The sequence below is a fragment of the Carboxylicivirga sediminis genome, assembly GCF_018156225.1.
GTDB lineage: Bacteria > Bacteroidota > Bacteroidia > Bacteroidales > Marinilabiliaceae > Carboxylicivirga > Carboxylicivirga sediminis.
Genome location: NZ_JAGTAR010000010.1, coordinates 18,583 through 40,645, shown reverse-complemented (window position 1 = coordinate 40,645; position 22,063 = coordinate 18,583). Strand labels below are relative to the sequence as shown.

General features: G+C 41.8%; 14 protein-coding genes. 12 read left to right on the top strand and 2 right to left on the bottom strand.

Annotated features, from left to right (window positions below; translation table 11 throughout):
• The first annotated feature begins 22 nt into the window (after window positions 1–22).
• The 10 genes from KDU71_RS08250 (at window position 23) to larB (ending at window position 15,884) form a co-directional block, all read left to right on the top strand.
• On the top strand, window positions 23–1,141 hold the full coding sequence (locus tag KDU71_RS08250) for an efflux RND transporter periplasmic adaptor subunit (protein WP_244828289.1): 1,119 nt from the start codon (window positions 23–25) through the stop codon (window positions 1,139–1,141).
• Between the two features lie 22 nt (window positions 1,142–1,163).
• Complete coding sequence (locus KDU71_RS08245; RefSeq protein ID WP_212189508.1) at window positions 1,164–4,604, top strand: efflux RND transporter permease subunit; 3,441 nt, start codon at window positions 1,164–1,166, stop codon at window positions 4,602–4,604.
• Between the two features lie 206 nt (window positions 4,605–4,810).
• Complete coding sequence (locus KDU71_RS08240) at window positions 4,811–5,440, top strand: RNA polymerase sigma-70 factor (RefSeq protein WP_212189506.1); 630 nt, start codon at window positions 4,811–4,813, stop codon at window positions 5,438–5,440.
• Between the two features lie 99 nt (window positions 5,441–5,539).
• Window positions 5,540–6,712, top strand: coding sequence for a FecR family protein (locus KDU71_RS08235; protein WP_212189504.1), 1,173 nt, complete (start codon window positions 5,540–5,542; stop codon window positions 6,710–6,712).
• A gap of 26 nt (window positions 6,713–6,738) precedes the next feature.
• The gene (locus tag KDU71_RS08230; RefSeq protein ID WP_212189502.1) at window positions 6,739–10,389 is read left to right on the top strand and encodes a SusC/RagA family TonB-linked outer membrane protein; all 3,651 of its coding nucleotides are present in this window, start codon (window positions 6,739–6,741) and stop codon (window positions 10,387–10,389) included.
• A 13-nt stretch (window positions 10,390–10,402) separates the two neighbouring features.
• Window positions 10,403–11,902 (top strand): RagB/SusD family nutrient uptake outer membrane protein, encoded by a 1,500-nt coding sequence (locus KDU71_RS08225; protein ID WP_212189500.1) that lies wholly within the window; start codon window positions 10,403–10,405, stop codon window positions 11,900–11,902.
• A gap of 12 nt (window positions 11,903–11,914) precedes the next feature.
• Window positions 11,915–12,766 (top strand): zinc-binding metallopeptidase, encoded by an 852-nt coding sequence (locus tag KDU71_RS08220; RefSeq protein ID WP_212189498.1) that lies wholly within the window; start codon window positions 11,915–11,917, stop codon window positions 12,764–12,766.
• Window positions 12,767–12,784: 18 nt separating this feature from the next.
• Complete coding sequence (locus KDU71_RS08215; RefSeq protein WP_212189496.1) at window positions 12,785–14,062, top strand: DUF4302 domain-containing protein; 1,278 nt, start codon at window positions 12,785–12,787, stop codon at window positions 14,060–14,062.
• Between the two features lie 204 nt (window positions 14,063–14,266).
• Window positions 14,267–15,049 carry an adenine nucleotide alpha-hydrolase family protein gene (locus KDU71_RS08210; RefSeq protein WP_212189494.1) on the top strand — a complete coding sequence of 261 codons (783 nt, stop codon included), beginning with the start codon at window positions 14,267–14,269 and terminating at the stop codon, window positions 15,047–15,049.
• 100 nt (window positions 15,050–15,149) lie between these two features.
• The gene (gene larB, locus KDU71_RS08205) at window positions 15,150–15,884 is read left to right on the top strand and encodes a nickel pincer cofactor biosynthesis protein LarB (protein ID WP_212189492.1); all 735 of its coding nucleotides are present in this window, start codon (window positions 15,150–15,152) and stop codon (window positions 15,882–15,884) included.
• Window positions 15,885–15,943: 59 nt separating this feature from the next.
• On the opposite strand, the gene KDU71_RS08200 is transcribed toward larB, so the two are convergent.
• Window positions 15,944–17,095: a hypothetical protein gene (locus tag KDU71_RS08200; RefSeq protein WP_212189490.1), complete on the bottom strand. Its 1,152-nt coding sequence runs from the start codon at window positions 17,093–17,095 to the stop codon at window positions 15,944–15,946.
• Window positions 17,096–17,381: 286 nt separating this feature from the next.
• On the opposite strand from KDU71_RS08200, the gene KDU71_RS08195 reads away from it, so the two are divergent.
• Both KDU71_RS08195 and KDU71_RS08190 read left to right on the top strand, forming a co-directional pair.
• Window positions 17,382–19,631 (top strand): GH92 family glycosyl hydrolase, encoded by a 2,250-nt coding sequence (locus KDU71_RS08195; RefSeq protein WP_244828286.1) that lies wholly within the window; start codon window positions 17,382–17,384, stop codon window positions 19,629–19,631.
• A gap of 8 nt (window positions 19,632–19,639) precedes the next feature.
• Complete coding sequence (locus tag KDU71_RS08190) at window positions 19,640–21,268, top strand: endonuclease/exonuclease/phosphatase family protein (RefSeq protein WP_212189486.1); 1,629 nt, start codon at window positions 19,640–19,642, stop codon at window positions 21,266–21,268.
• A 3-nt stretch (window positions 21,269–21,271) separates the two neighbouring features.
• Here KDU71_RS08190 and KDU71_RS08185 read toward each other — a convergent pair whose 3' ends face one another.
• A complete protein-coding gene (locus KDU71_RS08185) occupies window positions 21,272–22,048 on the bottom strand; it encodes a DUF2797 domain-containing protein (RefSeq protein WP_244828284.1) in 777 nt (258 codons plus the stop codon).
• Window positions 22,049–22,063 lie beyond the last annotated feature (15 nt).

Genomic DNA, 22,063 nt, shown 5'->3' with positions numbered 1-22,063 from the left:
CACCCAACTAAACACGAACATCATGAAAAAGTTATTAATATTCCCTCTTATCGCACTAATGGTGGCCTGCTCGGCTAAGCAAAGCGATGATGACAGACAAGTAAAAGAAGAGCAACTCAACCAATACAAAAAAGAGCTAAGCGAACTTAAGAAAAACATTGCCAAGCTGGAAAAAGAATTGGCGGCTGATAAAAAAGAAGGAGCAGTTAATGTCGTGGCTACGCCTGTTGAACCAAGGTTATATGAACATTTTGTGGATGTAACTGGTAAGGTTGAAGCTGACAAAAATATTATCGTCAGCCCCGAAGCTGCAGGTAAAATTGTTTCTATTGAGGTGAAAGAAGGCGACCGGGTGAAGAAAGGTACCGTACTGGCACGACTGAATACAGAGATGACCAAACGTTCACTGGCCCAGATTGATATTAACCTGAAGCTGGCCACTACTACCTTTGAACGACAAGCCGACTTATGGCAGCAAAACATTGGCTCGGAAATGGAGTATCTGCAGGCAAAATCAAACAAAGAGGCGCTGGAACAGCAAAAAGAGGCGCTGGAAGCACAATTAGACCTGGCCATCGTGAGAGCGCCTATCAATGGTGTGGTTGATGAGGTGATTCAAAAGGAAGGTGAGATGGCTGGTCCGCAACTACCTTTTGCACGCCTGGTAAACATCGAGCAAATATACATTACAGCTGATGTATCGGAGATATACCTGCAGCAAGTGCATGCTGGTGATAAAGTTAATCTGGAGTTTCCTGTCATCAACAAAGCGACTGAAGCTAAAATTTTCCGCTCATCTTCGGTGATTGACCCGGGAAGCCGTACGTTCCGCGTGCGTATTAACATGAACAATCAGTCCAATGAAATCAAACCTAACATGCTGGCTGTGCTAAAGCTCAGAACCTTTGCCGCCGAAGATGCCATTATTGTGCCATCCATTTTGGTGAAGAAAGACTTTAGCGGTGAATTTGTTTTTGTTGCTGAAGAAGTAGACGGACAGATGCGAGCTAAAAAACGCTACATCGAAACCGGCATTAAAGACAATAACAACACATTGGTTGTTAAAGGCATTGAGCCCGGCGATAAAATCATTACCAAAGGCTATGCCCAGGTGGTTGACGGCTCTGCAATCTCTATTTAACCTGGCCTAAATCTGATGACAAATGCAAACAGAAAATACGAAGTATAAAGAAAAAGTGTCGACCCGAAAGTTTAAACCAACTTTCATGGCACTTGACAATAAAAATACCATCTACATCCTCACCCTGTTTTTGATTGTGGCCGGATGGATGGGCTACCAATCGATGCAACGGGAGCAGTTCCCCGAGATTGTGATTCCTTACATATCGGTGAGTACGCCCCACCCAGGCAACAGCCCCTTGGACATCGAAAACCTCATTACTCGTCCTTTAGAGAAAGAACTGAAGGACCTGAATGGTGTTAAGAAGATGTCATCCAACTCATTTCAGGACATGAGCCTGATCATTGTGGAGTTTGAAGCAGATGTATCGGTTGAACAGGCTAAACTGGATGTCAAAGACAAAGTTGACAAAGCCATAAGCGAACTACCTGATGATTTGATGGATGACCCGATTGTGGATGACATTGATTTTTCGGAGTTTCCGGTGCTGAATATTAACCTGTCGGGCGACTACAGTATCTATGAGCTAAAGAAGTTTGCCGAAGGTCTGCAGGACGAATTTGAAACACTGCGCGAAGTGAGGGAAGCTGATATCCGCGGAGTTGATGAGCGTGAAATTAAAATTCATGCCGATCCTCATCGTATGGCCGCCTACGATCTGACATTTGACGACATTGAATTTGCCATTATCACCGAGAACTTCACTGTAGGTGCCGGAGAGGTGAAAGTAGATGGTACGCGCCGCTCCATACGTGTGCAGGCCGACTACAAAAACATGGATGAGATTCGCAACACCATTGTAAAGGAAATTGACGGGCGTGCTGTTTACATTAAAGATGTAGCAGAGGTGATTGATGGCTTTGAAGAGCAAAGCACCATCTCACGACTGGATCATAAATCAGTAGTTACCCTCTCCATCGTTAAAAAGAGTGGCCAGAACCTGCTCGACGCAACCGATAAAATTCTAGGCATCATCAAGCAAAAGCAGGAAAGTGAGACATTACCAGCAGACCTGACAGTTACCGTTACCGATGATCAATCTGTATTTGTGCGTGACCAAATCACCAACCTGGAGAACAGCATCTTACTGGGTATGATTTTCGTAATGATTGTGCTGTATATGTTCCTGGGTTTACGCAATGCCATCTTCTCAGGGCTGGCCATTCCTATGTCAATGATTATTTCCATGATGGTACTGAAGCAAATAGGCTATACCATTAACACCATGGTACTGTTTAGCCTGGTACTGGCACTGGGTATGCTGGTAGATAATGCCATTGTGGTAATTGAAAATGTCTACCGGATGATGGAGCACGGCGTGAAACCGGAGAAGGCAGTAAAGAACGGAACCAGTGAGATTGCCATTCCCATTATCTCATCTACAGCAACTACCCTCGCGGCTTTCTTCCCCTTGGTATTCTGGCCTGGTATAGTGGGTAAATTCATGAGCTACCTGCCCATCACACTGATCATTGTATTGGCATCATCATTATTTGTAGCCTTGGTGCTTAACCCTGTATTTGCTTCCCGATTTATGAAACTGGAAGATATCAGGGCGCAAAAGAGTTTTAAGAAGTACTTTATAGTAACAGGAGCTCTGGCTGCGTTGGGAGTTGTATTTTACCTGGGAGGCAGCATTCTTTGGGGCAATTTATTTATCCTGCCATTGCTGGTAACAACACTTAATAAGTATGCACTTAAACCTTCGGCCATATGGTTTCAGTATACATTTTTGCCCATGTTGGAGAACATGTACGAGTCAACATTGCGCAAAGCGCTCGGCCGAAGCACCAGTAAATGGCTATTAGCCGGTTCATTAGGGCTTTTCTTGTTTTCATTGTTCTTTTTCGGCGTTATGCAACCCAATGTTTATTTCTTCCCCGAAAATGAACCCCGAACTATTTATGTTACCATGGAACTGCCACTGGGTACAGACATTGAAGTAACCGATGAAGTAACCAAAAATGCAGAAGAGATTTTGTACAGCACACTGGAACCCTACATGGACATTGTCAAGTCGGTGGGCGTAAGTGTTGGAACAGGTAAAGGTGGCTTATTCGAATCGGGGCGTTCCCCCAATAAATCGTTAACAACCATTACTTTCCTCGATTACCAATACCGACAGGGGCACAGTACACGCGACATCATGTCGAAGCTGTCGAATGCCTTTGATGGCTTTGTGGGCGCGAAAATATTCATTGAGAAAGAGGAAAACGGACCGCCCGTTGGTAAGCCAATTAATATTGAGGTAGCCGGTGATGATTACGATAAGCTGATTGCCGTTACAGAAGATATCAAACGTGTTATTAAGGAAGACCACATCTCAGGTATCGAAAATCTGGAAATGGACCTTAACACCAACAAGCCAGAAATGCAGCTTTTTATCGACAGAGATAAAGTGCGTCGTATGGGACTATCAACTCAGGCCGTGGCCATGGCTCTTCGCACCTCATTGTATGGTAAAGAAATCAGCAAGTATAAAGATGGTGAGGATGAGTTTGACATTATGTTGCGCTTGCAGGATAAATACCGCTACGATGTGTCAACCTTGATGAATCAAAAGATGAAGGTAGATAAAAACGGCGTTATAAGTCTGATACCAATCTCGGCTGTAGCAACTTACGAGTATGCCTCTACTTACGAGAAGATTATCCGAATCGACAACACACGTGTAATCACTCTAAGTTCAAACGTGGTGGAAGGCTACAACGCTAACACCATCAACGCACGCATCAAGCAAGTATTGTCGGACTACCAGATGCCGGCCAACTACACCTGGAAAATGACCGGTGAACAGGAAAGCCAACAAGAAACATCTGACTTCCTGGTGGGTGCCCTACTCTTTGCCCTTGCACTAATTGCGATGATATTGATCACGCAGTTTAACTCAGGTGCTAAGCCACTCATCATTATCGGAACCGTTGGCCTAAGTACCATTGGTGTGTTTATGGGATTAGGTACCTTCCAGATGGATTTCATCATCTTGATGACAGGCGTTGGCATAGTTTCTCTGGCGGGTATTGTGGTGAATAATGGTATCGTATTAATCGATTACATTGACCTGGTACGCGGCCAGATGAAAGATCAGAAAGGCCTAGGTGAGCATGGGCGACTATCGCGTCAGGATGAGATAGACAGCATTGTGCGCGCTGGTAAAACCCGTCTTCGTCCGGTGTTATTAACGGCAATTACAACTATACTTGGCCTGATACCTATGGCTGTTGGTCTGAACTTTGACTTTTTCAGCTTATTCTCAGAGCTGGATCCAAAAATTTACTTCGGAGGCGATAATGCCGACTTCTGGGCGCCAATGGCCTGGACGGTTATTTTCGGGCTAAGCACCTCAACGGTTTTGACCCTCATTATGGCACCAGTAATGTACAATCTGGCGGTTCGAATCCGAAATCGTTTTTCTCGAAAGGACGAAGGAGAGCTCTATGAGAAAATTGATGCGATAAAATAAAAATACAATCATTCTTTTAATAAACGGCCCTTTCACGAGGGCCGTTTTTGTTGTTATAATTTCTTTGTTCACAAGGATAAGCATACGTGAGTAAATTGAATGAATTACTACTCTCATTTGTTTATTTGTTAATATTTAACAATTTTTACAATTTCAAAATACAGAAGAAACACCCTCTCACAACCATCTTTAAAACCTAATAACCGATGCATGAAGCTGCCTGTAAAAGAAATTCGCTCAACGCAGAAGCATCCAACAGCGAATCAGATTCTCAAATCATAAATATTGATAGTCTGCGCATTAAACAGATACAGGACGGTAATGGCAACGCATTTAACGAACTTTTTAATCTATACAAGAACAGAGTGTTTTCATTCATAAAAAGATTAATTAGTAATGAAAATGATGCTGAAGAGTTAACACAGGAAGTATTTGTGAAAATCTGGATGAACAGAATGAGTATTGATCCAAAGAAATCTGTTAATTCATTTATTTATGCCATCGCCCGCAATACGGTTTACGATTTCCTCAGAAAGAAACTATCACATAAAAAATACATTGAAGTATTATCGGATGAATTATCCTCTGACGATTCCTTGATGAATTTTGTGTATTATAACGATGCCAAAAGCATCCTGCAAAAGCTTATAGCAGAACTTCCTCCTCAGAGGCAAAAAATCTTTCTGCTTAGCAGACTGGAGGGAAAAACCTACCGCACCATTGCCCTTGAACTGGGCATATCAGAAAACACAGTTGATACACAAATTCGTAAAGCACTGCGCTTTTTAAAGGATAAATATCCGGAGATAACAAAGTTACTCATCCTGTTTAGCTAATTTTTAGTTTCTGATTAACTGTGCGTTACAAAATTTCTTGCATTTTTTTCACATTCCCCTTCACGGAACATTCCTTTACAAACGTATTACTCTAACAGAATGGATAAACATAGCTACATATCAGAGCAAATTAATCGCATCATTGGCAATAAAAGACTTAGCAAACAACAGCTTGAAGAGGCTGAACATTTCATGAAGTCTTTTAATGACAAAGATGTTGACGATTACCTGCAGCAGGCCTGGAACCGTGCTGCTTCAGATCCTTCTGAAACCAACCTTATCTTTGAACAAATACAACAAAAAACTGGCCCTGAAAATTCTCATAGCCGGCTCAAAAGCTGGCTGACAGGCACTATTGCAGCAGCAATTATTGCAGGTATTTTATATGCCGGCTGGATGTTGACAACAATTGGTCAGCCATCGTCGATTGATTATACGGCCGACTCAGCAACACATGGGAAGTCGCCCAATGCGACAACAGTTGTACTCAAAACGGAAAATGATGTTTATGAGCTAACTAACAACTCCATTGAAGTACAAGACAATGGAATTGCCCTTTACGGACAAGAGCAAAAACTGGAACTCAATCGTTCATCACTACAGCAAGGTAACAAAACGTTGTTAAAGCAAAGCTGGAGCAAGTTGATTGTTCCCCGTGGCAAGGATTTTTATTTAAAGCTACAGGACGGAACAGAAGTATGGATCAATGCAGGATCGACACTTACATTTCCTGACTTTTTTGAAGACCAGCAGCGGATTGTTAAACTGGAAGGTGAAGCCTATTTCAGTGTAAAATCAGACGAATCGCATCCGTTCTTCGTTGAAACGCCAAATGAGACAGTATGTGTTACCGGTACCCAGTTTAATGTATGCACCTACCCTGATGAACCCGTAAGCCGCATTACTTTGGCCGAAGGAAAAGTGAGTGTAACCATCGATGACGAAGAACATCATTTGTTACCCGGAGAGCAATTACAGCAAACTATTACATCGGGCGAAATAAAAAAGGCACAGGTAAATGTCAGTCTATACACATCATGGAAAGATGGCCTCTTTGAGTTTAGCGATATGAGCTTGAAAGAAATCAGCTATCGATTAAGCAAATGGTATGATGTTGAATTTCAATTTGACAATGAGAATCTCGGCCAACTGCGCTTTTCAGGCATGACCAAACGTGAATATGAATTGGAATACTTTTTAAAAATAATTGCTAAAACCACTAATGTAAAATTTGAAAAACATAATTCAGAGATTAAAGTTTCTGAATTCTAATAATCTACACTTTTTAATCTTAAACTATGAAGAAACTGTTTTTATGCAGGTTCATTCAACTTATGAATGAGCATTGGAAAAGGTTCGTCCCATTTCGAATGGCTTTGCTAATAGCTATCCTACTCTTTTCCAGCCTATCTGCACATGCCAACCTCCAACACAAGGTTACAATCCTCAAAAATAAATTAACGCTTGAAGAGTTATTCAACGAGGTTAAGAACCAAACTGGCTTGACCGTTATTTATAGCAACGACCGCCTAAATAAAAATGAGCAGGTTGAGCTAACAAAAACGAGCTTCGAAGTGGATGATTTGCTCAACTATGTACTTGAAAATAAATCACTCGCCATCGAATTCAGAGATGATTATATCATTGTTAAACCCAGCAACCGTTTCAATACAAATGCGCAACAGCAACAGCATATAAAAGGAACCGTAGTTGATGAAGATGGGCTGCCTCTTCCGGGTGTATCCGTTATTTTTAAGGGGACTCAAATAGGCACTGCTACTGGTTTTGAAGGCGAATTTGATCTGGTTGTTCCGGAAGGCAGCACTACCATCGTGGTTTCCTTCATCGGAATGATAACACAGGAAATCAATATTCAAAAACAAACAGAAATTAGAGTTCAATTAAAAACCGAAGCTTCTGATATTGATGAAGTAGTTGTTACAGGATATCAGAAAGTGGATCGCAAGCTTTTTACCGGAGCAGCAACACGCATCAGTGCCGAGGAAGCCAAAATTGATGGTATGGTGGATGTAGGACGGATGATAGAAGGTAAAGCCGCCGGTGTTTCTGTACAAAATGTAAGTGGCTCATTTGGTGCAGCCCCTAAAATTCGCGTTCGTGGTGCGGCCTCTATCTTTGGCGACCAAAAACCACTTTGGGTGGTAAACGGAGTGGTATTGGAAGATGTGGTGGATATCTCACCTGACGAATTATCGTCGGGAGATGCCGAAACACTTATCAGCTCATCCGTTGCAGGGATTAACTCAGATGATATTGAGAGCTTTCAAATATTAAAGGATGCCTCGGCAACAGCGCTTTATGGAGCCCGAGCCATGAACGGGGTTATTGTTATCACCACCAAGCAAGGTACACAAGGTAAACCTCGTATCAATATTACTACAGAGTTTACAACACGTTTAAAACCAAACTATGTGGACTATGACATTATGAACTCTCAGGATCAGATGTCGGTCTTTCGTGAGTTAGAAAGCAAAGGCTCATTCAATCATGCCGATATCATTCGAGGTCAGCATGGTGGTGTTTACTACAAAATGTATGAACAGATAAATACTTATAATCCAGCAACCGGCAAATACAATCTGGCTAATACTACAGAAGCACGTGCCAAGTATCTGCAACAATATGAGATGGCCAACACTGATTGGTTTGATGAGCTTTTTAAAACATCTGTAGCTCAAAACTACTCATTAAGTATTTCATCGGGTAATGAAACGTCACGCTATTATGTATCAACCAGTTTTTATAACGATCCGGGGTGGACGGTTGCTGATGATGTAAAACGCTACACCACCCGCTTAAGAGGTGATTTTGATATTACAGATAAATTAACAGTTGGCATTTCAACATCCGGTTCTATCAGAGAGCAAAGTGCACCAGGCACCTTCGACCGTGTTGAAGATGTTGTGAATGGAGGCGTTAATCGCGACTTCGACATCAATCCTTTCAGCTATGCTTTGAACACCAGCCGCACAATGCGAGCAAGAGACGAAAATGGTAACCTGGAGTATTATCGTCGAAACTGGGCTCCGTTTAACATCCATAATGAAATAGCCAGTAACAGTATCAACTTTACAGTGTTAGACTTAGATATACAGGGTGAACTTGGTTATAAACTTAATAAGCATCTGGAATATAAGTTTATTGGGTCTGTTCGTTATGCAATGAGCACACAGGAGCACAAAATTAACGAAAATGCCAATGTTGCAGAGGCTTACAGAGCAGCCGGAGAATACACCATCCGCGAAGCCAACAAATTTTTATATAAAGATCCAGAAGATCCGAACGCGCTAAAGCAAGTTGTATTACCCAAAGGAGGATTCTACAACCGGGTTGATAACAAATTGGTCAATTACTACATCCGAAATACAATTAATTATAACAACACCTTCAACGACATCCATTCGTTTAACTGGCTATCAGGACAGGAAACACGCTATGCCGACCGTAAAGAAAGCTTTAGCAATGGTTATGGCTATCAATGGAATCGTGGAGGTATACCTTTTACCGACTACCGAATCCTGAAGCAGAACATCCAAGGTGGTTTCCCTTACTACGGAATGAGTGAATCGTATGATCGATTTGTTGCCTTCTTCACTAACCTTGCATACTCATATAAAGGGAAATACACCCTTGGTGTTACTGCGCGTATGGATGGATCTAACCAGCTGGGTAAATCACGAAGTTCAAGATGGCTTCCTACCTGGAATATTAGTGGTAAGTGGAACTTGAAAGAGGAAGCTTTTTTACAAGACAATAACCTTATCTCCTTTCTGGCTATTCGTGGAACATATGGTCTGGTCGGAAGTATGGGACCTGCACGAAACTCATCCCTGATTCTAAAGAATGGTGTTACCTTCCGCCCCTACCAATCAGAAATTGAACCGTACATGTATATCTCTGACTTAGAGAATAGTGAATTAACCTGGGAGAAGCTTTATGAAGCCAATATTGGTATTGACGTTGGTTTTTTGAATAACAGGATCTCATTAGAAACCGACTTCTATAAACGAAACAGTTTTGACCTGATTGCTTGGATTAAAACATCGGGCATTGGCGGTGAGGCATGGAAACTAGCCAACTACGCCGACATGGAAAGTAAAGGTCTTGAATTCTCTTTGGGAACAAAAAACGTGAAACTGAGCAATTTCTCATGGGATACCAACCTGACCTTTGCTTATAACGAAAATGAAATTACCAACCTGCAATCAAAGCCAAGTGTTTATGATTTAATTAGAGCTGAAGGTGGTGCTTTGGAAGGTTATCCGGTCCGTTCGTTGTTCTCCATCCCATTTGCAGGGCTTAACGAAAGTGGCTTGCCACAATTTTACGATGAAAACGGAGATGTGGTTGTTCAGGATATTTATTTCCAGGGTCAGGATGTTGACTTCTTAAAATACGAAGGCCAGATTGATCCCAAAATAACCGGAGGTTTTGGTAATGTTTTTAACTATAAAAACCTTCGCCTGAATGTATTTATGACCTACCAGTTTGGTAATGTTATTCGCTTGTATCCTTCATTTAAGGCTGGCTATTCTGACTGGAATGCCATGACCAACGATATGAAAGATCGCTGGGTTGTGCCAGGCGACGAAAACATTACAACCGTACCTGCCTTGGTACACGATCGTGTATTAAGTGAAGAAACCAACCTAAACAGGGCCTATAATAGTTACAACTACTCTGACCAACGTGTTGCAAAGGGCGATTTTATCCGCTTAAAAGAAGTTTCGCTGGCTTATAACTTGCCAAAGAAAACATTGCAATCAATCGGATTTAAGTCAGCACAATTAAAGCTGCAGGCCACCAACTTATTTTTGCTTTATTCCGACAGTAAGCTTAACGGACAAGACCCTGAATTTTTTGGTTCAGGAGGTGTTGCATTACCAGTACCACGCCAGTTTACATTCACTGTTAAATTAGGAATTTAATAACATGTTAAAGATGAATTACAAAAACGTATATATAGCAGGTGTTGCACTCGCCTTAAGTATGCTTACCGGGTGTAACGATTATCTGGATAAAATACCAGATAACAGAACTGAATTGAACAGTGTTGAGGCCGTATCTGAGTTGCTAACCTCAGCCTATCCTGATGCTTCATACATGATGTTTTGTGAAACCATGTCAGATAACTCAGGTGATAAAGGCAATGGTGCGCAACACATTCAAATAAATGAAGAAGCCTATTATTGGTCTGAAACGTTTAGCAGCACCGGACAGGATACTCCAGAGTTCTACTGGAATGCCAGTTACGAAGCCATCGCTTCAAGCAACCAGGCCTTAAAAGCCATTGAAGAACTTGGCTCCCCTGGCGATGCCATGCCTTACAAAGGCGAAGCATTACTGACCAGAGCTTACTCGCATTTTATGTTGGTTAACCTATTTGCCAAAACCTATAATCCGGAAACAGCAGACAAGGACATGGGCATACCTTTTGTGACAGAACCAGAAGATGTGGTGATTAAGGAATATACACGTCAAAGTGTTGCGAAGGTGTACGAACTAATTCAGAAAGATCTAGATGCCGGTTTACCATTAATACAGGATCAGGCTTACGAAGTTCCTAAATATCATTTCAATGTAGCAGCAGCCTATACCTTTGCATCTCGCTTTTATTTATATACCGGTCAATGGCAAAAGGCAATTGAATGTGCCAATAATGCCCTATCAGTTGAACCAGCTAAACAAATGCGCGATTGGGTAGATGAATATGCAGCCTACACTTATTATGAACTGCGCGCCCGTTATACACATTCCGAAGAATCAGCCAACCTGCTGCTTGCCGGACAAGTAACCTGGTGGGGCAGACAATTTGCATCTGCCAGATATGCACTGACCGGTGCACGAAGAGATGAAATTGTGTATGCCGATAACGTTTCTGGAGGTGATTGGGCTTATAAAATATATGGCTCAAATGAATTATATCTGAATATTCCAAAATTGGAAGAGCACTTTAAATATAACTCAATTAATGCCACTACTGGTCGTGGATATGTTATGTCTCCAATCTTAACAATCGAAGAAGCTTTGCTGAACAGAGCGGAAGCATTGGCCATGAACAATCAGTTTGAAGAGTCAATTACCGATTTAAACGCCTTCTTAAGCAAACGCATTAAGGCTTATGATGCCAGCCATGTACTAACCACTGATCGTGTAAAAACCTTTTATGCCGATAACGAAACAGTACTAAATCCATTCTATTCAATTTCAGAGGATCAACTACCATTTGTTAAATGCCTGGCCGATTTCAGACGAGTAGAATACATACACGAAGGTATGCGCTGGTTCGATGTTAGACGCTTCCGCATGGAGATTGAACACAACATTAATAATGAGGTAGGTGAAGACGGTAAAGAAGTTTTACTGGCTGAAGACCTGCGTAAAGAATGCCAGATTCCTGAACTAGCCATCGAATTTGGATTAACACCTAACCCTCGTTAAACATCAATTGCTATGAAAAAGATTTTATCAATACTATTTGTCCTGGTTATAGCTCTTTCATCATGTAAAGAAGAGGATGATCTTGGGCCATCAATAATAGACACTTCTGCACCATCTCTAAATGATGTTGACACATGGATTAGAAGTGAGTACACCGAACCATATAACATTGAGGTGAAGTACAAATGGGACGACACCGAACTGGAAAACGATAAAATACTGGTTCCTCCTTCAACAGATAATGTTCTGCCATTTTTAAGCACAATGCGCGATGTGTGGATTGATCCTTATAAAATCGAAGGCGGCGAAACCTTCATTAAAACCTATATACCAAAGCTGTTGGTTTTAGTTGGTAGCCGTAATTACAACAACGACGGTACCATTACACAAGGGCAAGCCGAATCGGGCAAGAAGGTAACCATGTATGAATTGAACTATTTCGATCGTAGCAACATCCCTCTTGTTAAACGTCAGTTTCATGTGATGCACCATGAGTTTGCTCACATCTTACATCAAACGGTTATGTACCCGGTTGAGTACACTAAGCTTACTCCTGAAGGCTATACTTCTACCTGGTATAACTTTACCGATGCTGAAGCCAATGAGGAAGGTTTTATTACTAATTATGCCAAAGCTGATCCAAACGAAGACTTTGTGGAGATGATTGCCACCATGCTAACAAACAGTAAAGAGGAGTTTGATGCAATTATTGATGGTATAGCAAGTGACGATGCCAAAACTACGCTTCGCGTCAAGGAATCGTATGTTGTAAACTACTTCTCTCAAATCTGGAACATTGATATCTATTCCTTGCAAAAGCGAATAAACGATGCCATGCTGGCCAATAAAGAAACCGTTGACTAACCGACTAAATCAAACAAAATGAAAAAGTTATTATACCTGTTCATATGCATTTCTTTGCTTTTTTCGGCTTGTACAGACGATAGTAAAGATTCTATATATGATCAAACACCCGACGAAAGGGTAGCTGAAAGAATCAAACAATATGCTGATGCACTTGAGAGCGCTCAGAACGGTTGGAAAACCGTTTATTATCCTAATGATGAGCTGTATGGTGCATTTTCTTATGTGATTAAATTTCATCCCGAAACAAATGAAGTAACCATGTATTCCGATTTATTTGCAGAAGGTTCATCAACAAGCACTTATCGTTTTCAGTTACAGCAAGAGCCATCACTGGTATTTGACACCTTTGGACAGCTACATATTCTAAGCGACCCAGCCAATGGAAAAAAAGGCGAAGGCTATCAGGGAGAATTCGAATTTTTCTTCCGGGAACTAAGCGATGATCGAATTGTGCTGGAAGGCAAAATACATGGTAAAGAGTTAGTTTTGACAAAGGCTGATGCAAATACTCCTGAGCAACTGAAAAGCAATTACACAAATAGTCAGTTATTGCAACCGCAGGCAGGTATGTCTTTCTTTCGCAACCTGGTACTCGAAGGTGACATCAATAAAAAAGTTAGTTTTCAGTATAGTGCAAGTACCCGTCGCGTTTCAACAGCACACATCGAAGGAGAGTCAACCCTTACTCAAAACAAAATTGGTGTAGAATTCACTCCCAATGGATTTAAACTTCATACGCCATTAGTAGTGGATGGTAGAAGTATTCAGTCATTTGTCTACGACGAGGTTACCAGTTCATTTAAAGTTAGCGACGATGGCATTACTGGTGAACTTAAATACGATGATGCACCACCATACATTGTAGAAGGTATTGCCGATGATATTCTGTCAGGTGGGTTCTATTCCATCGATAGCTATAGCAACACGCTTGTACCATATGTTGAGGATGTAAAAAAAGATGTACCTACATTTAAAGGCTTCCAGCTATATTTTCAAAGAAGCTGGATTCTCTGCTACTCAAACCCGGCACACGACGGCACCAACAAATGGTCAGGTTTCAGAAATTGTGTGTTCACCAAATCTGCTGAAGACAAAATATTTATTGATACATCAGCGCTCGACTTAGCCTTCTCAGTCTGGTTTTACGAAGTATGGCAAGTAAATAATGGTGCTAAAGGACTAATGGCCTTTTTATGGGATACCGATGGCTTTTATATTGTCAGAGAATCAGCTGATGAGTTTTACATGGTGAGTGTGGCCGACCCAAGTAAATACATCCTGGTAGGGCGATAAAAGGATTTAAAATAAGGTTTGAGTTAATATTGGTGATATTAACGTTACTAAAGCAGTCTTTATTCAAGGACTGCTTTTTTAGTTTTTACAACTTATCACTTTTCTCATTTGTCACACCCGCCTTCTCCTATTCATTTTTTTCTTTATCTTAAGCGGCTATAGCATCTGGTATATATATTAATGAGCAACCCAATATTGATAAGTATGGAAAAACAAGAGGCATTAATTAATTGGTTTAAGAAGAATACCGAAGGTTACCTGCTCTTTTCAGGCGGATTTGACAGCAGTGCAGTGTTGGGGGCCGCCATGAAAGCCAATGCAAACATACAACCCATATGGGTTAACAATGGCTTTAACCGGGCCCAAGCCGGTGACATGATCATACAGGCACGTAATCTGGGTGCTGCAGATCTGAAGATTATTGAAGTAACACCGGGCGAAACGGTTATTGCCAACCCTGAGCGTCGTTGTTATCATTGTAAGAGCCATATTCTATCTTTGGTGCCAAAAGACGGGCGAACAATCTATGACGGCACCACAGCCAGTGACCTGGGAAACTACCGCCCTGGCAAAAAAGCTTTGGACGAATACCATGTTAAGTCGCCACTTGCTGAACTGGGGATCTCTTCCTGGGAAACCAAAGAAATAGCTCTGGCCTTTGGAGCCGATCCATTATTTGCTGAACATGAAAGCTGCCTGGCTACCCGTATCAATTACAATGAACTTTTAACAAGTGAACGTATCAAGGCTATTTATGAAGTAGAAAATTATATCATTGATAAAACGGGTGATTTCCATGTGCGTTGTCGCATAGATGATAGCGACCATATGCGTATAGAGCTAACAAAGCCTGAAAGTTATGCATTAATAACAGATGAAAAAGTGCGTGAGGAACTATTTGAAATTGGTGGCAAAGTATGTCTGTTTGTAACCATTGATGTTAAACGATCGCGCCCCAATGAATACGATAAACGGATAAAAAAATGAAATGCCGTAGACTAAGGATGGTCGATGGTAGACAGAACGAGTGAGCACTTACTCAACACAGTGAATCAATTCAACAAATTTACCAAATCAACAACAGCCAATGACTTTCGACGAACTCTTTGACCAAATACAGCAAGGCAAGATAAGTAAAGAAGAAGCCCAACGCCATTTTTCGCTTGACTGGATGGAAACAGCCAGCCGTTATATTCTGGATGTTAACCGGGGCATGCGCACCAACATACCCGAAATTATTTATGGCGAGTATAAGACACTTGAGCAAACCATTGAACTGGCTACTAAGCTACTTGAAGAGCATCCGCGAGTAGTAGTTTCGCGCAGTCCATTTTACAAAGAGTTGAATGAGCATTTTAAAAACGACTTTCCTGTGCTATGGTCGGTTAATGCAACAGTAATTGGTGAAATGCCTGCCACCAAAGGGAAGGTTCTGGTTATCAGTGCCGGTTCGGCCGATCACCCGGTCACCTATGAATGTGAAGTAATACTCAAAGCTGTTGGTGTAGAACCCCTGGTGTTTGAAGACCGTGGTATTGCGCACCCAACACGCGTGTTAGAAGCCATCAAGCAGGGCATTGAACAGGATGTGGCAGCTGTAATTGTGGTGGCCGGCATGGAAGGTGCACTGGCACCCTTCGTATCCTCACTGGTGCCATTGCCTGTAATAGGTGTTCCAACTTCGGTAGGCTACGGTTTCAGGGCCAAAGAAGCTGCATTGACAAGTATGCTGGCCAGTTGTGCACCCAACCTCACCGTGGTGAACATTGATGGAGGCCTCCGTGCTGCTGTGGTGGCAGCGTTAATTGCGAAGAACAGGTAATAACAAGCCATGTACGGTTAAAACAGCAATACTACTGATTTATAAAAGGTCACTACTTGCTATAGTGACCTTGCTACCATACTTTTCAAAAGTGCTAACTGGATTTCCAGCTGCCTTTTCAACTTCATATCTTTTTCGGTGAGTGCTGCCACTTCTAAATCTTCAATAGCATCGGTTCGCTCCAGTTCAACAATGGCCATAGCTGCAGCCAATCGTACCTCTTGTGACTCATCACGCAACAAACCAATCACCTTTTTCTTAGCCGACCAGGATGACAGCATAACCAACTGATGAATGGCCTCAACCTTCTGCTTTGGGGTTCCCCATAACATCTCATAATACTGGTCCTGTTGATGCAATCGCTCTTTTGTATATAGAATCTCCTGCTCATATATATGGGGGCGCACCACTTGTTTGGTATACGATATAAACGGTTGTTTAAGCGCCCATCGGACCATGCGTGGAATCATCCAACGCATACCTGGCGTATTTTCCGGATGGCCAACAAAGGTAACAACACGTCCTTCTCCTGCTTCGGTAGCGGTAATAAAAGGACGATTGTTCGTCATATTTGCCGGAGTGCCTTCAACAGTATGCACATCACTCAACATGGTTGATAAAGATTGAGCTTTAAACAATGGTTCTTTGGGCAAAGTGAGTACCGGACCTTCATAATATTGCGAAAACCACACATCCCTCCCACCTAGCTCAGGAAATATCTTTTTACCTTCTTCAGTAAGCGAAAACTTTACCAGTCCATGCCCCCGGTGATCGTGTTCAATATCGATAGCCTGCATGCCACTTAAGTCCAGAGAGGGATAACCATCGGTTTGTGACAGCACATAGGAACCTGCACAAATACCCAACACGCCCATACCCTGTTCTGTTACCAGCTCTTTAACACGCTGCATGCCTAACTGACCAAGTTTAATAGTTTGGGCTTTACCTGAACCTCCGGGAAACAGAATCAAATCAAAATTCAATATTTCATCACTCATAATGGTGGCTGCCCCTATTATCTCTGGCTGCATCAGCGAATCTATCCGCAGTGCTTCGTAAGCATCGGTAATACAACCGGGGCTATCACCATTGGTGTCAAATAAACCAACACGTATCTTATTCTGGTGCGGTATTATATCTGTATCGCTCGTCTGGGTGCAGGCTCCCAAACCTAATAAAACGATTAGGAGGCAGTAGTAAAGGTTTCTCATAGGTAGGTACTTTCAATTATCATGAGTTAAATTACGTCGTTTATCAATTGTAAAACAATGAGATTTATTAGCATGCCCCTGCTTATCCTGTAGGCATACGCCAACTGTTGGCATAACATAAATTTTTGGCGTACAAATGTACAATAAGAGGGTAAACACATTCTCTTGTTAAGCTACTAATCCCCAATATCAGGCTAGTAATCAAAGCATTGTTACCATCCATCTAAAAACAGGTGCGTTTGAGCAAATTAGATAATACCTTTATTTTGCATCCAAAGCTATGATTATGAAGAATTTTGCACTCTTTTCACTTTTTGTGTTGTGCGCTCTATGGGCGGATGCACAAGAACCTGCCAGCTATGTTAATCCATTTATTGGCACCACCAATTATGGCGCCACTTACCCTGGTGCGGTAATGCCACATGGGATGGTGTCGGTGGTTCCCTTTAATGTGACACCACATAAGGGCAATGAATATTCCAATACGGACAGCTGGTGCAGTAATCCATATGTATACAACAATGAATGGATGACCGGCTTTACACACGTCAATTTAAGTGGCGTTGGTTGCCCCGATTTGGGCAGTATTATAGTGATGCCCACCACCGGCGAACTGAATGTAGATGTCAATGAATATGGCACTACTATATCGGACGAAAAAGCCAGACCTGGCTATTACTCTACAAAGCTTAATCGCTATAATATTTTGGCTGAAGTAACAGCCACGATGCGTTCCGGAATCAGCCGATTCACATTCCCTGAAGGCAAAGCAAACATTCTGATTGATTTAGGACATGGCCTCACCAATGAATCAGGGGCACACATTAAGCGTGTTTCTGATAATGAAATTGAGGGTTACAAGCTGATGGGCACCTTCTGCTACAGTCCACAGTCGGTGATGCCTGTATACTTTGTTGTACGCATTAAACGTGACAACATGCAAAGTGGCTATTGGAAATTTCAGGATAAATTACCTGGTGCCCGACATAACTGGAGCTCAACCAGCGATACCTATAAGTTATATAAGCGGTACAATAAAGAATTATCGGGTGAGAAGATAGGTACTTACTTTTCGTTTGATGCTACAGAGGGCGAACAGGTTGAAGTACAGGTTGGCGTTAGTTATGTAAGTATTGAAAACGCACGTGAAAACCTGGATGCCGAACAAACAAACCTTTCCTTTGAACAAATTAAGAAGCAAGCCTACGTCACCTGGAACGATGAGCTAAAAGTTATTGAAGTTGAAGGAGGTACTTACGATGATAAAGTTAAATTCTATTCCGCCCTCTATCATTTGCTATTACACCCCAATATTCTGCAGGATGTAAACGGGCAATATCCGGCCATGGAATCAGATGCCATTTTAAGTCTTGATAACCAGGACAGATATACTGTCTTTTCGTTGTGGGATACCTATCGCACAGTTCACCCGCTTATCTCACTGCTATACCCGGAGAAGCAACTGGACATGGTGCGCACCATGGTTGATATGTACAAAGAAAGTGGCTGGCTTCCTAAATGGGAAATCTACGGCAGAGAAGCTCATGTGATGGAAGGCGATCCTGCATTAATCGTTATTGCAGATACCTATCGCCGTGGCCTTACCGACTTTGAGGTTGAAACCGCCTACGAAGCGATGCTCAAACATGCCAATACGGTTGATAACCACTTCCTGCGTCATGATAATGATTTTTACCTGGAAAATCATTACATACCATTTCTGAAAGACTATGATAATTCGGTTTCGCAGGCCCTTGAATTATATGTGGCAGACTATAATCTGGCATTGATGGCAAGCGAAATGGGTGATAAAACCACCTATAAAAAAGCCATGCAACGCTCACTGGGTTACCGCAACTATTTCGACAAAGAGTTTAAGCTGTTGCGCCCGGTAACAGAAGAAGGCAAATTCATGGAAGGCTTTGATCCTGTTCAGGGCGAGAATTTTGAACCGGTCCATGGTTTCCATGAAGGTACATCGTGGCAGTATTCCTTTGCTGTACCTCATGATGTAAAAGGATTAATGCGCTTAATGGGGGGGAAGAATAAATTTGTTCAGCAGCTGAATAAATGTTTCAAAGACAGCCTGTTTGACATGAGCAACGAGCCAGATATGGGCTACCCTTACCTTTTCAACTATTCTAGTGGAGATGAATGGCGCACCCAGAAACAAGTGCACGATTGCATCAACCGCTACTACAAGAATTCGCCGGATGGATTACCTGGCAACGATGACACAGGCACACTTTCAGCCTGGTTAATTTATAGTATGATGGGTATATATCCGGTTTGTCCGGGCGATATGAACTACACGCTATCAAGTCCGGTATTTGATAAAGTAACTATCCATTTGAATAAGGAGATTTACAAAAAAGAGAAGATTATTATTGAAGCTGATCGCAAATCAGTCAATGATATCTATATAAAAGGTATTGAAATAAATGGTAGTCCTTATAACCGCTATTTCATCAGTCATAAAGACCTAATAGAACTGGGACATATAAAGTATAAACTTGGTGCTGCACCAAAACAATAACATTAACAATGAACCTACGAATCCTGATAATACTGTGTATCATTACTGTTGGAGGATTCCTGTATTTTTGTTCAGAAGAAGACAGGGAACTACAGGTGATGAGCTTTAACATACGCTACGACAATCCTGCCGATGGCATCAATTCATGGTCTAACCGTAAGGATATGGTCTATCGTTTTATCAATGAGCAACAACCTGACATTATCGGATTCCAGGAAGCACTTAAAAACCAAATGGATGATCTTCAGAGCAACCTGGAGAGCTACAGCCATGTTGGTGTGGGACGTAACGATGGCAAGGAAAGTGGTGAGTTTGTACCTGTATTTTACCTTAAGGATAAATATGAGCTACTGGCTTCATCACACTTCTGGCTGTCGGAAACACCCGAAATACCTGGCAGCCGCAGTTGGGGTGCTGCGTTACCCCGCATTGTAACCTGGGTGCAGCTTAAAGAGCGACAAAACGGCTATATCTTTTATGTGTTTAATACGCATTTCAGTCATGTAAGTGCCTATGCCCGTAATGAAAGTGCCATATTACTGGTGAATAAGATCAAAACCATAGCCGGAGAAGCACCCGTGGTATTAACAGGTGATTTTAATGCGCAACCCGATGAGCGTATGTACAGTACCCTTACTGAAAACTGGGAGGGTTACCACCAGTTGTGGGACAGTCGGACTCTTCCAATTAAAAAAACAGTCGAAAGCCAGCAAACCTTTAATGGTTTTAACCCTGAAACCCCGGAGATAGTAATTGACCACATTTTCATTAATGGTTTTTTTAATGTACAGACATTTAACACCCATCAGGTAACTGACAACAAAGTATTTATATCCGATCATTATCCTATTACAGCCAGACTTTCTTTCAGAATGAATAAAAGAGAAGTGCAGAGTGAAGGAAAAAAGTTGATGCAAAATGCACAAATGCCCATTATCGAATATGAGCAGCTTTGTTTTTTTGATTCAACCATCATCAATATTAAACCTCAAGGTCAGAATGCAACCATCTTTTACACCCTTGAAGATGAACAACCGGATAGTGCCTGTACCCAATACCAGAAACCCATAACCCTTAAAAGCAGCGAAACCCTCAAAGCACGTGCGTTTGCAAAAGATATGTATCCATCGCATGTTGCCGTGCAAACACTCATTAAGCGCAGGCCTAATAATGCCAGATTGATTGAAGTGATACCTGAAGCCGATGAGAAATACTACTCACCTAACTACCAGTCATTATTTGACAATAAACAAGGCAACCCTATTAAGCTGGATGATGGTTCGTGGTGCGGATTCAATGGCACCGATAATGATTTCTTATTCGACTTTAAAAAGAAAGTCCATCTGGAGGAAGTATATGTTTCTTGCCTTTCACAGCCATCACAGTGGATTGTCAATCCTTCAAAGATTGAAATCAGAACATCAAATGATGGCATTAATTACCAGGTAGTATCCAGCAAAGTACTTCCAACATCGTTCAATGAGTCGGAAACCGGGCATATGGTCGTTCACTTGCCTTTTACTGCCAAGGCACGTTATGTAAAAGTATCAGTGTATAATGGAGGTATACTTCCTCACACGCACAGTGGCAAAGGCAATCCTTCCTGGACCTTTATTGACGAACTGGTGGTTCAGTAATAATTATTCAGCCGTTAGTTTCACTAAATACCCGTTGTGTTTGCGAATGTTTAAAACACGGTCCTGATCCAACAGCAGGTACTGCCCTTTTATACCTTTGAGAATTCCACTGATTGAAGCTTCTTTATCAAAAGTAAGTGATTGCGGCTTGAGTGGGAATGTCTGTACCGGATAACTGAGTTCCCACACAGGCTCTTCGTTTACCACATATTGCTTTAATTCAGCTGGCAGAAGTCCAATGGCTTTCTCTTTCTCTGCATGAATATCAATTGCACGAGCCTGTTCATTTTTCAACATACTTCGCCAGTTGGTTTTATCAGCAAAGTAATCCTTTAAGAAAACTTCCACCACACCTGCAATATGGCGATTGGGTACTTTGGCAACAATCACAGCTTTCCAGGCTCCCTGATCAATCCAGCGAGTAGGTATCTGGGTTTCTCGCGTAATACCTACTTTAATACCCGAAGCAACCGCCAGGTACACATAGTGAGGAATCAAACAATGTGATTGGGCAAATGCCATATCGCGTGCTTCCCCCAGGTGAGCACGGCACATTTCCGGCTTGAGAACACACTCTTCGGTTTCCGGCGCAGTCTGGAAGCAATTATAACAGAAACCCTGCGAAAACGACTTTGACGTTTTTTTACCACAGGCTATACAGTTAATTTGGTGCTGATAATCCAGGGTAATTGATTTGCCAATTAATTGGTTCATGTTTATTAACTCATCATTAAGTTTTAATTGGTAGTCCACCTCCCCATTAACCAAACTGGTTTTCATCTTTAATAAATTACC

What these genes read in the sequence shown, in the direction of transcription:
- KDU71_RS08250 (WP_244828289.1), top strand. Translation starts at nt 23, where the DNA reads ATGAAAAAGTTATTAATATTCCCTCTTATCGCACTAATGGTGGCCTGC.
- KDU71_RS08245 (WP_212189508.1), top strand. Translation starts at nt 1,164, where the DNA reads ATGCAAACAGAAAATACGAAGTATAAAGAAAAAGTGTCGACCCGAAAG.
- KDU71_RS08240 (WP_212189506.1), top strand. Translation starts at nt 4,811, where the DNA reads ATGCATGAAGCTGCCTGTAAAAGAAATTCGCTCAACGCAGAAGCATCC.
- KDU71_RS08235 (WP_212189504.1), top strand. Translation starts at nt 5,540, where the DNA reads ATGGATAAACATAGCTACATATCAGAGCAAATTAATCGCATCATTGGC.
- KDU71_RS08230 (WP_212189502.1), top strand. Translation starts at nt 6,739, where the DNA reads ATGAAGAAACTGTTTTTATGCAGGTTCATTCAACTTATGAATGAGCAT.
- KDU71_RS08225 (WP_212189500.1), top strand. Translation starts at nt 10,403, where the DNA reads ATGAATTACAAAAACGTATATATAGCAGGTGTTGCACTCGCCTTAAGT.
- KDU71_RS08220 (WP_212189498.1), top strand. Translation starts at nt 11,915, where the DNA reads ATGAAAAAGATTTTATCAATACTATTTGTCCTGGTTATAGCTCTTTCA.
- KDU71_RS08215 (WP_212189496.1), top strand. Translation starts at nt 12,785, where the DNA reads ATGAAAAAGTTATTATACCTGTTCATATGCATTTCTTTGCTTTTTTCG.
- KDU71_RS08210 (WP_212189494.1), top strand. Translation starts at nt 14,267, where the DNA reads ATGGAAAAACAAGAGGCATTAATTAATTGGTTTAAGAAGAATACCGAA.
- larB (WP_212189492.1), top strand. Translation starts at nt 15,150, where the DNA reads ATGACTTTCGACGAACTCTTTGACCAAATACAGCAAGGCAAGATAAGT.
- KDU71_RS08200 (WP_212189490.1), bottom strand. Translation starts at nt 17,095, where the DNA reads ATGAGAAACCTTTACTACTGCCTCCTAATCGTTTTATTAGGTTTGGGA.
- KDU71_RS08195 (WP_244828286.1), top strand. Translation starts at nt 17,382, where the DNA reads ATGAAGAATTTTGCACTCTTTTCACTTTTTGTGTTGTGCGCTCTATGG.
- KDU71_RS08190 (WP_212189486.1), top strand. Translation starts at nt 19,640, where the DNA reads ATGAACCTACGAATCCTGATAATACTGTGTATCATTACTGTTGGAGGA.
- KDU71_RS08185 (WP_244828284.1), bottom strand. Translation starts at nt 22,048, where the DNA reads ATGAAAACCAGTTTGGTTAATGGGGAGGTGGACTACCAATTAAAACTT.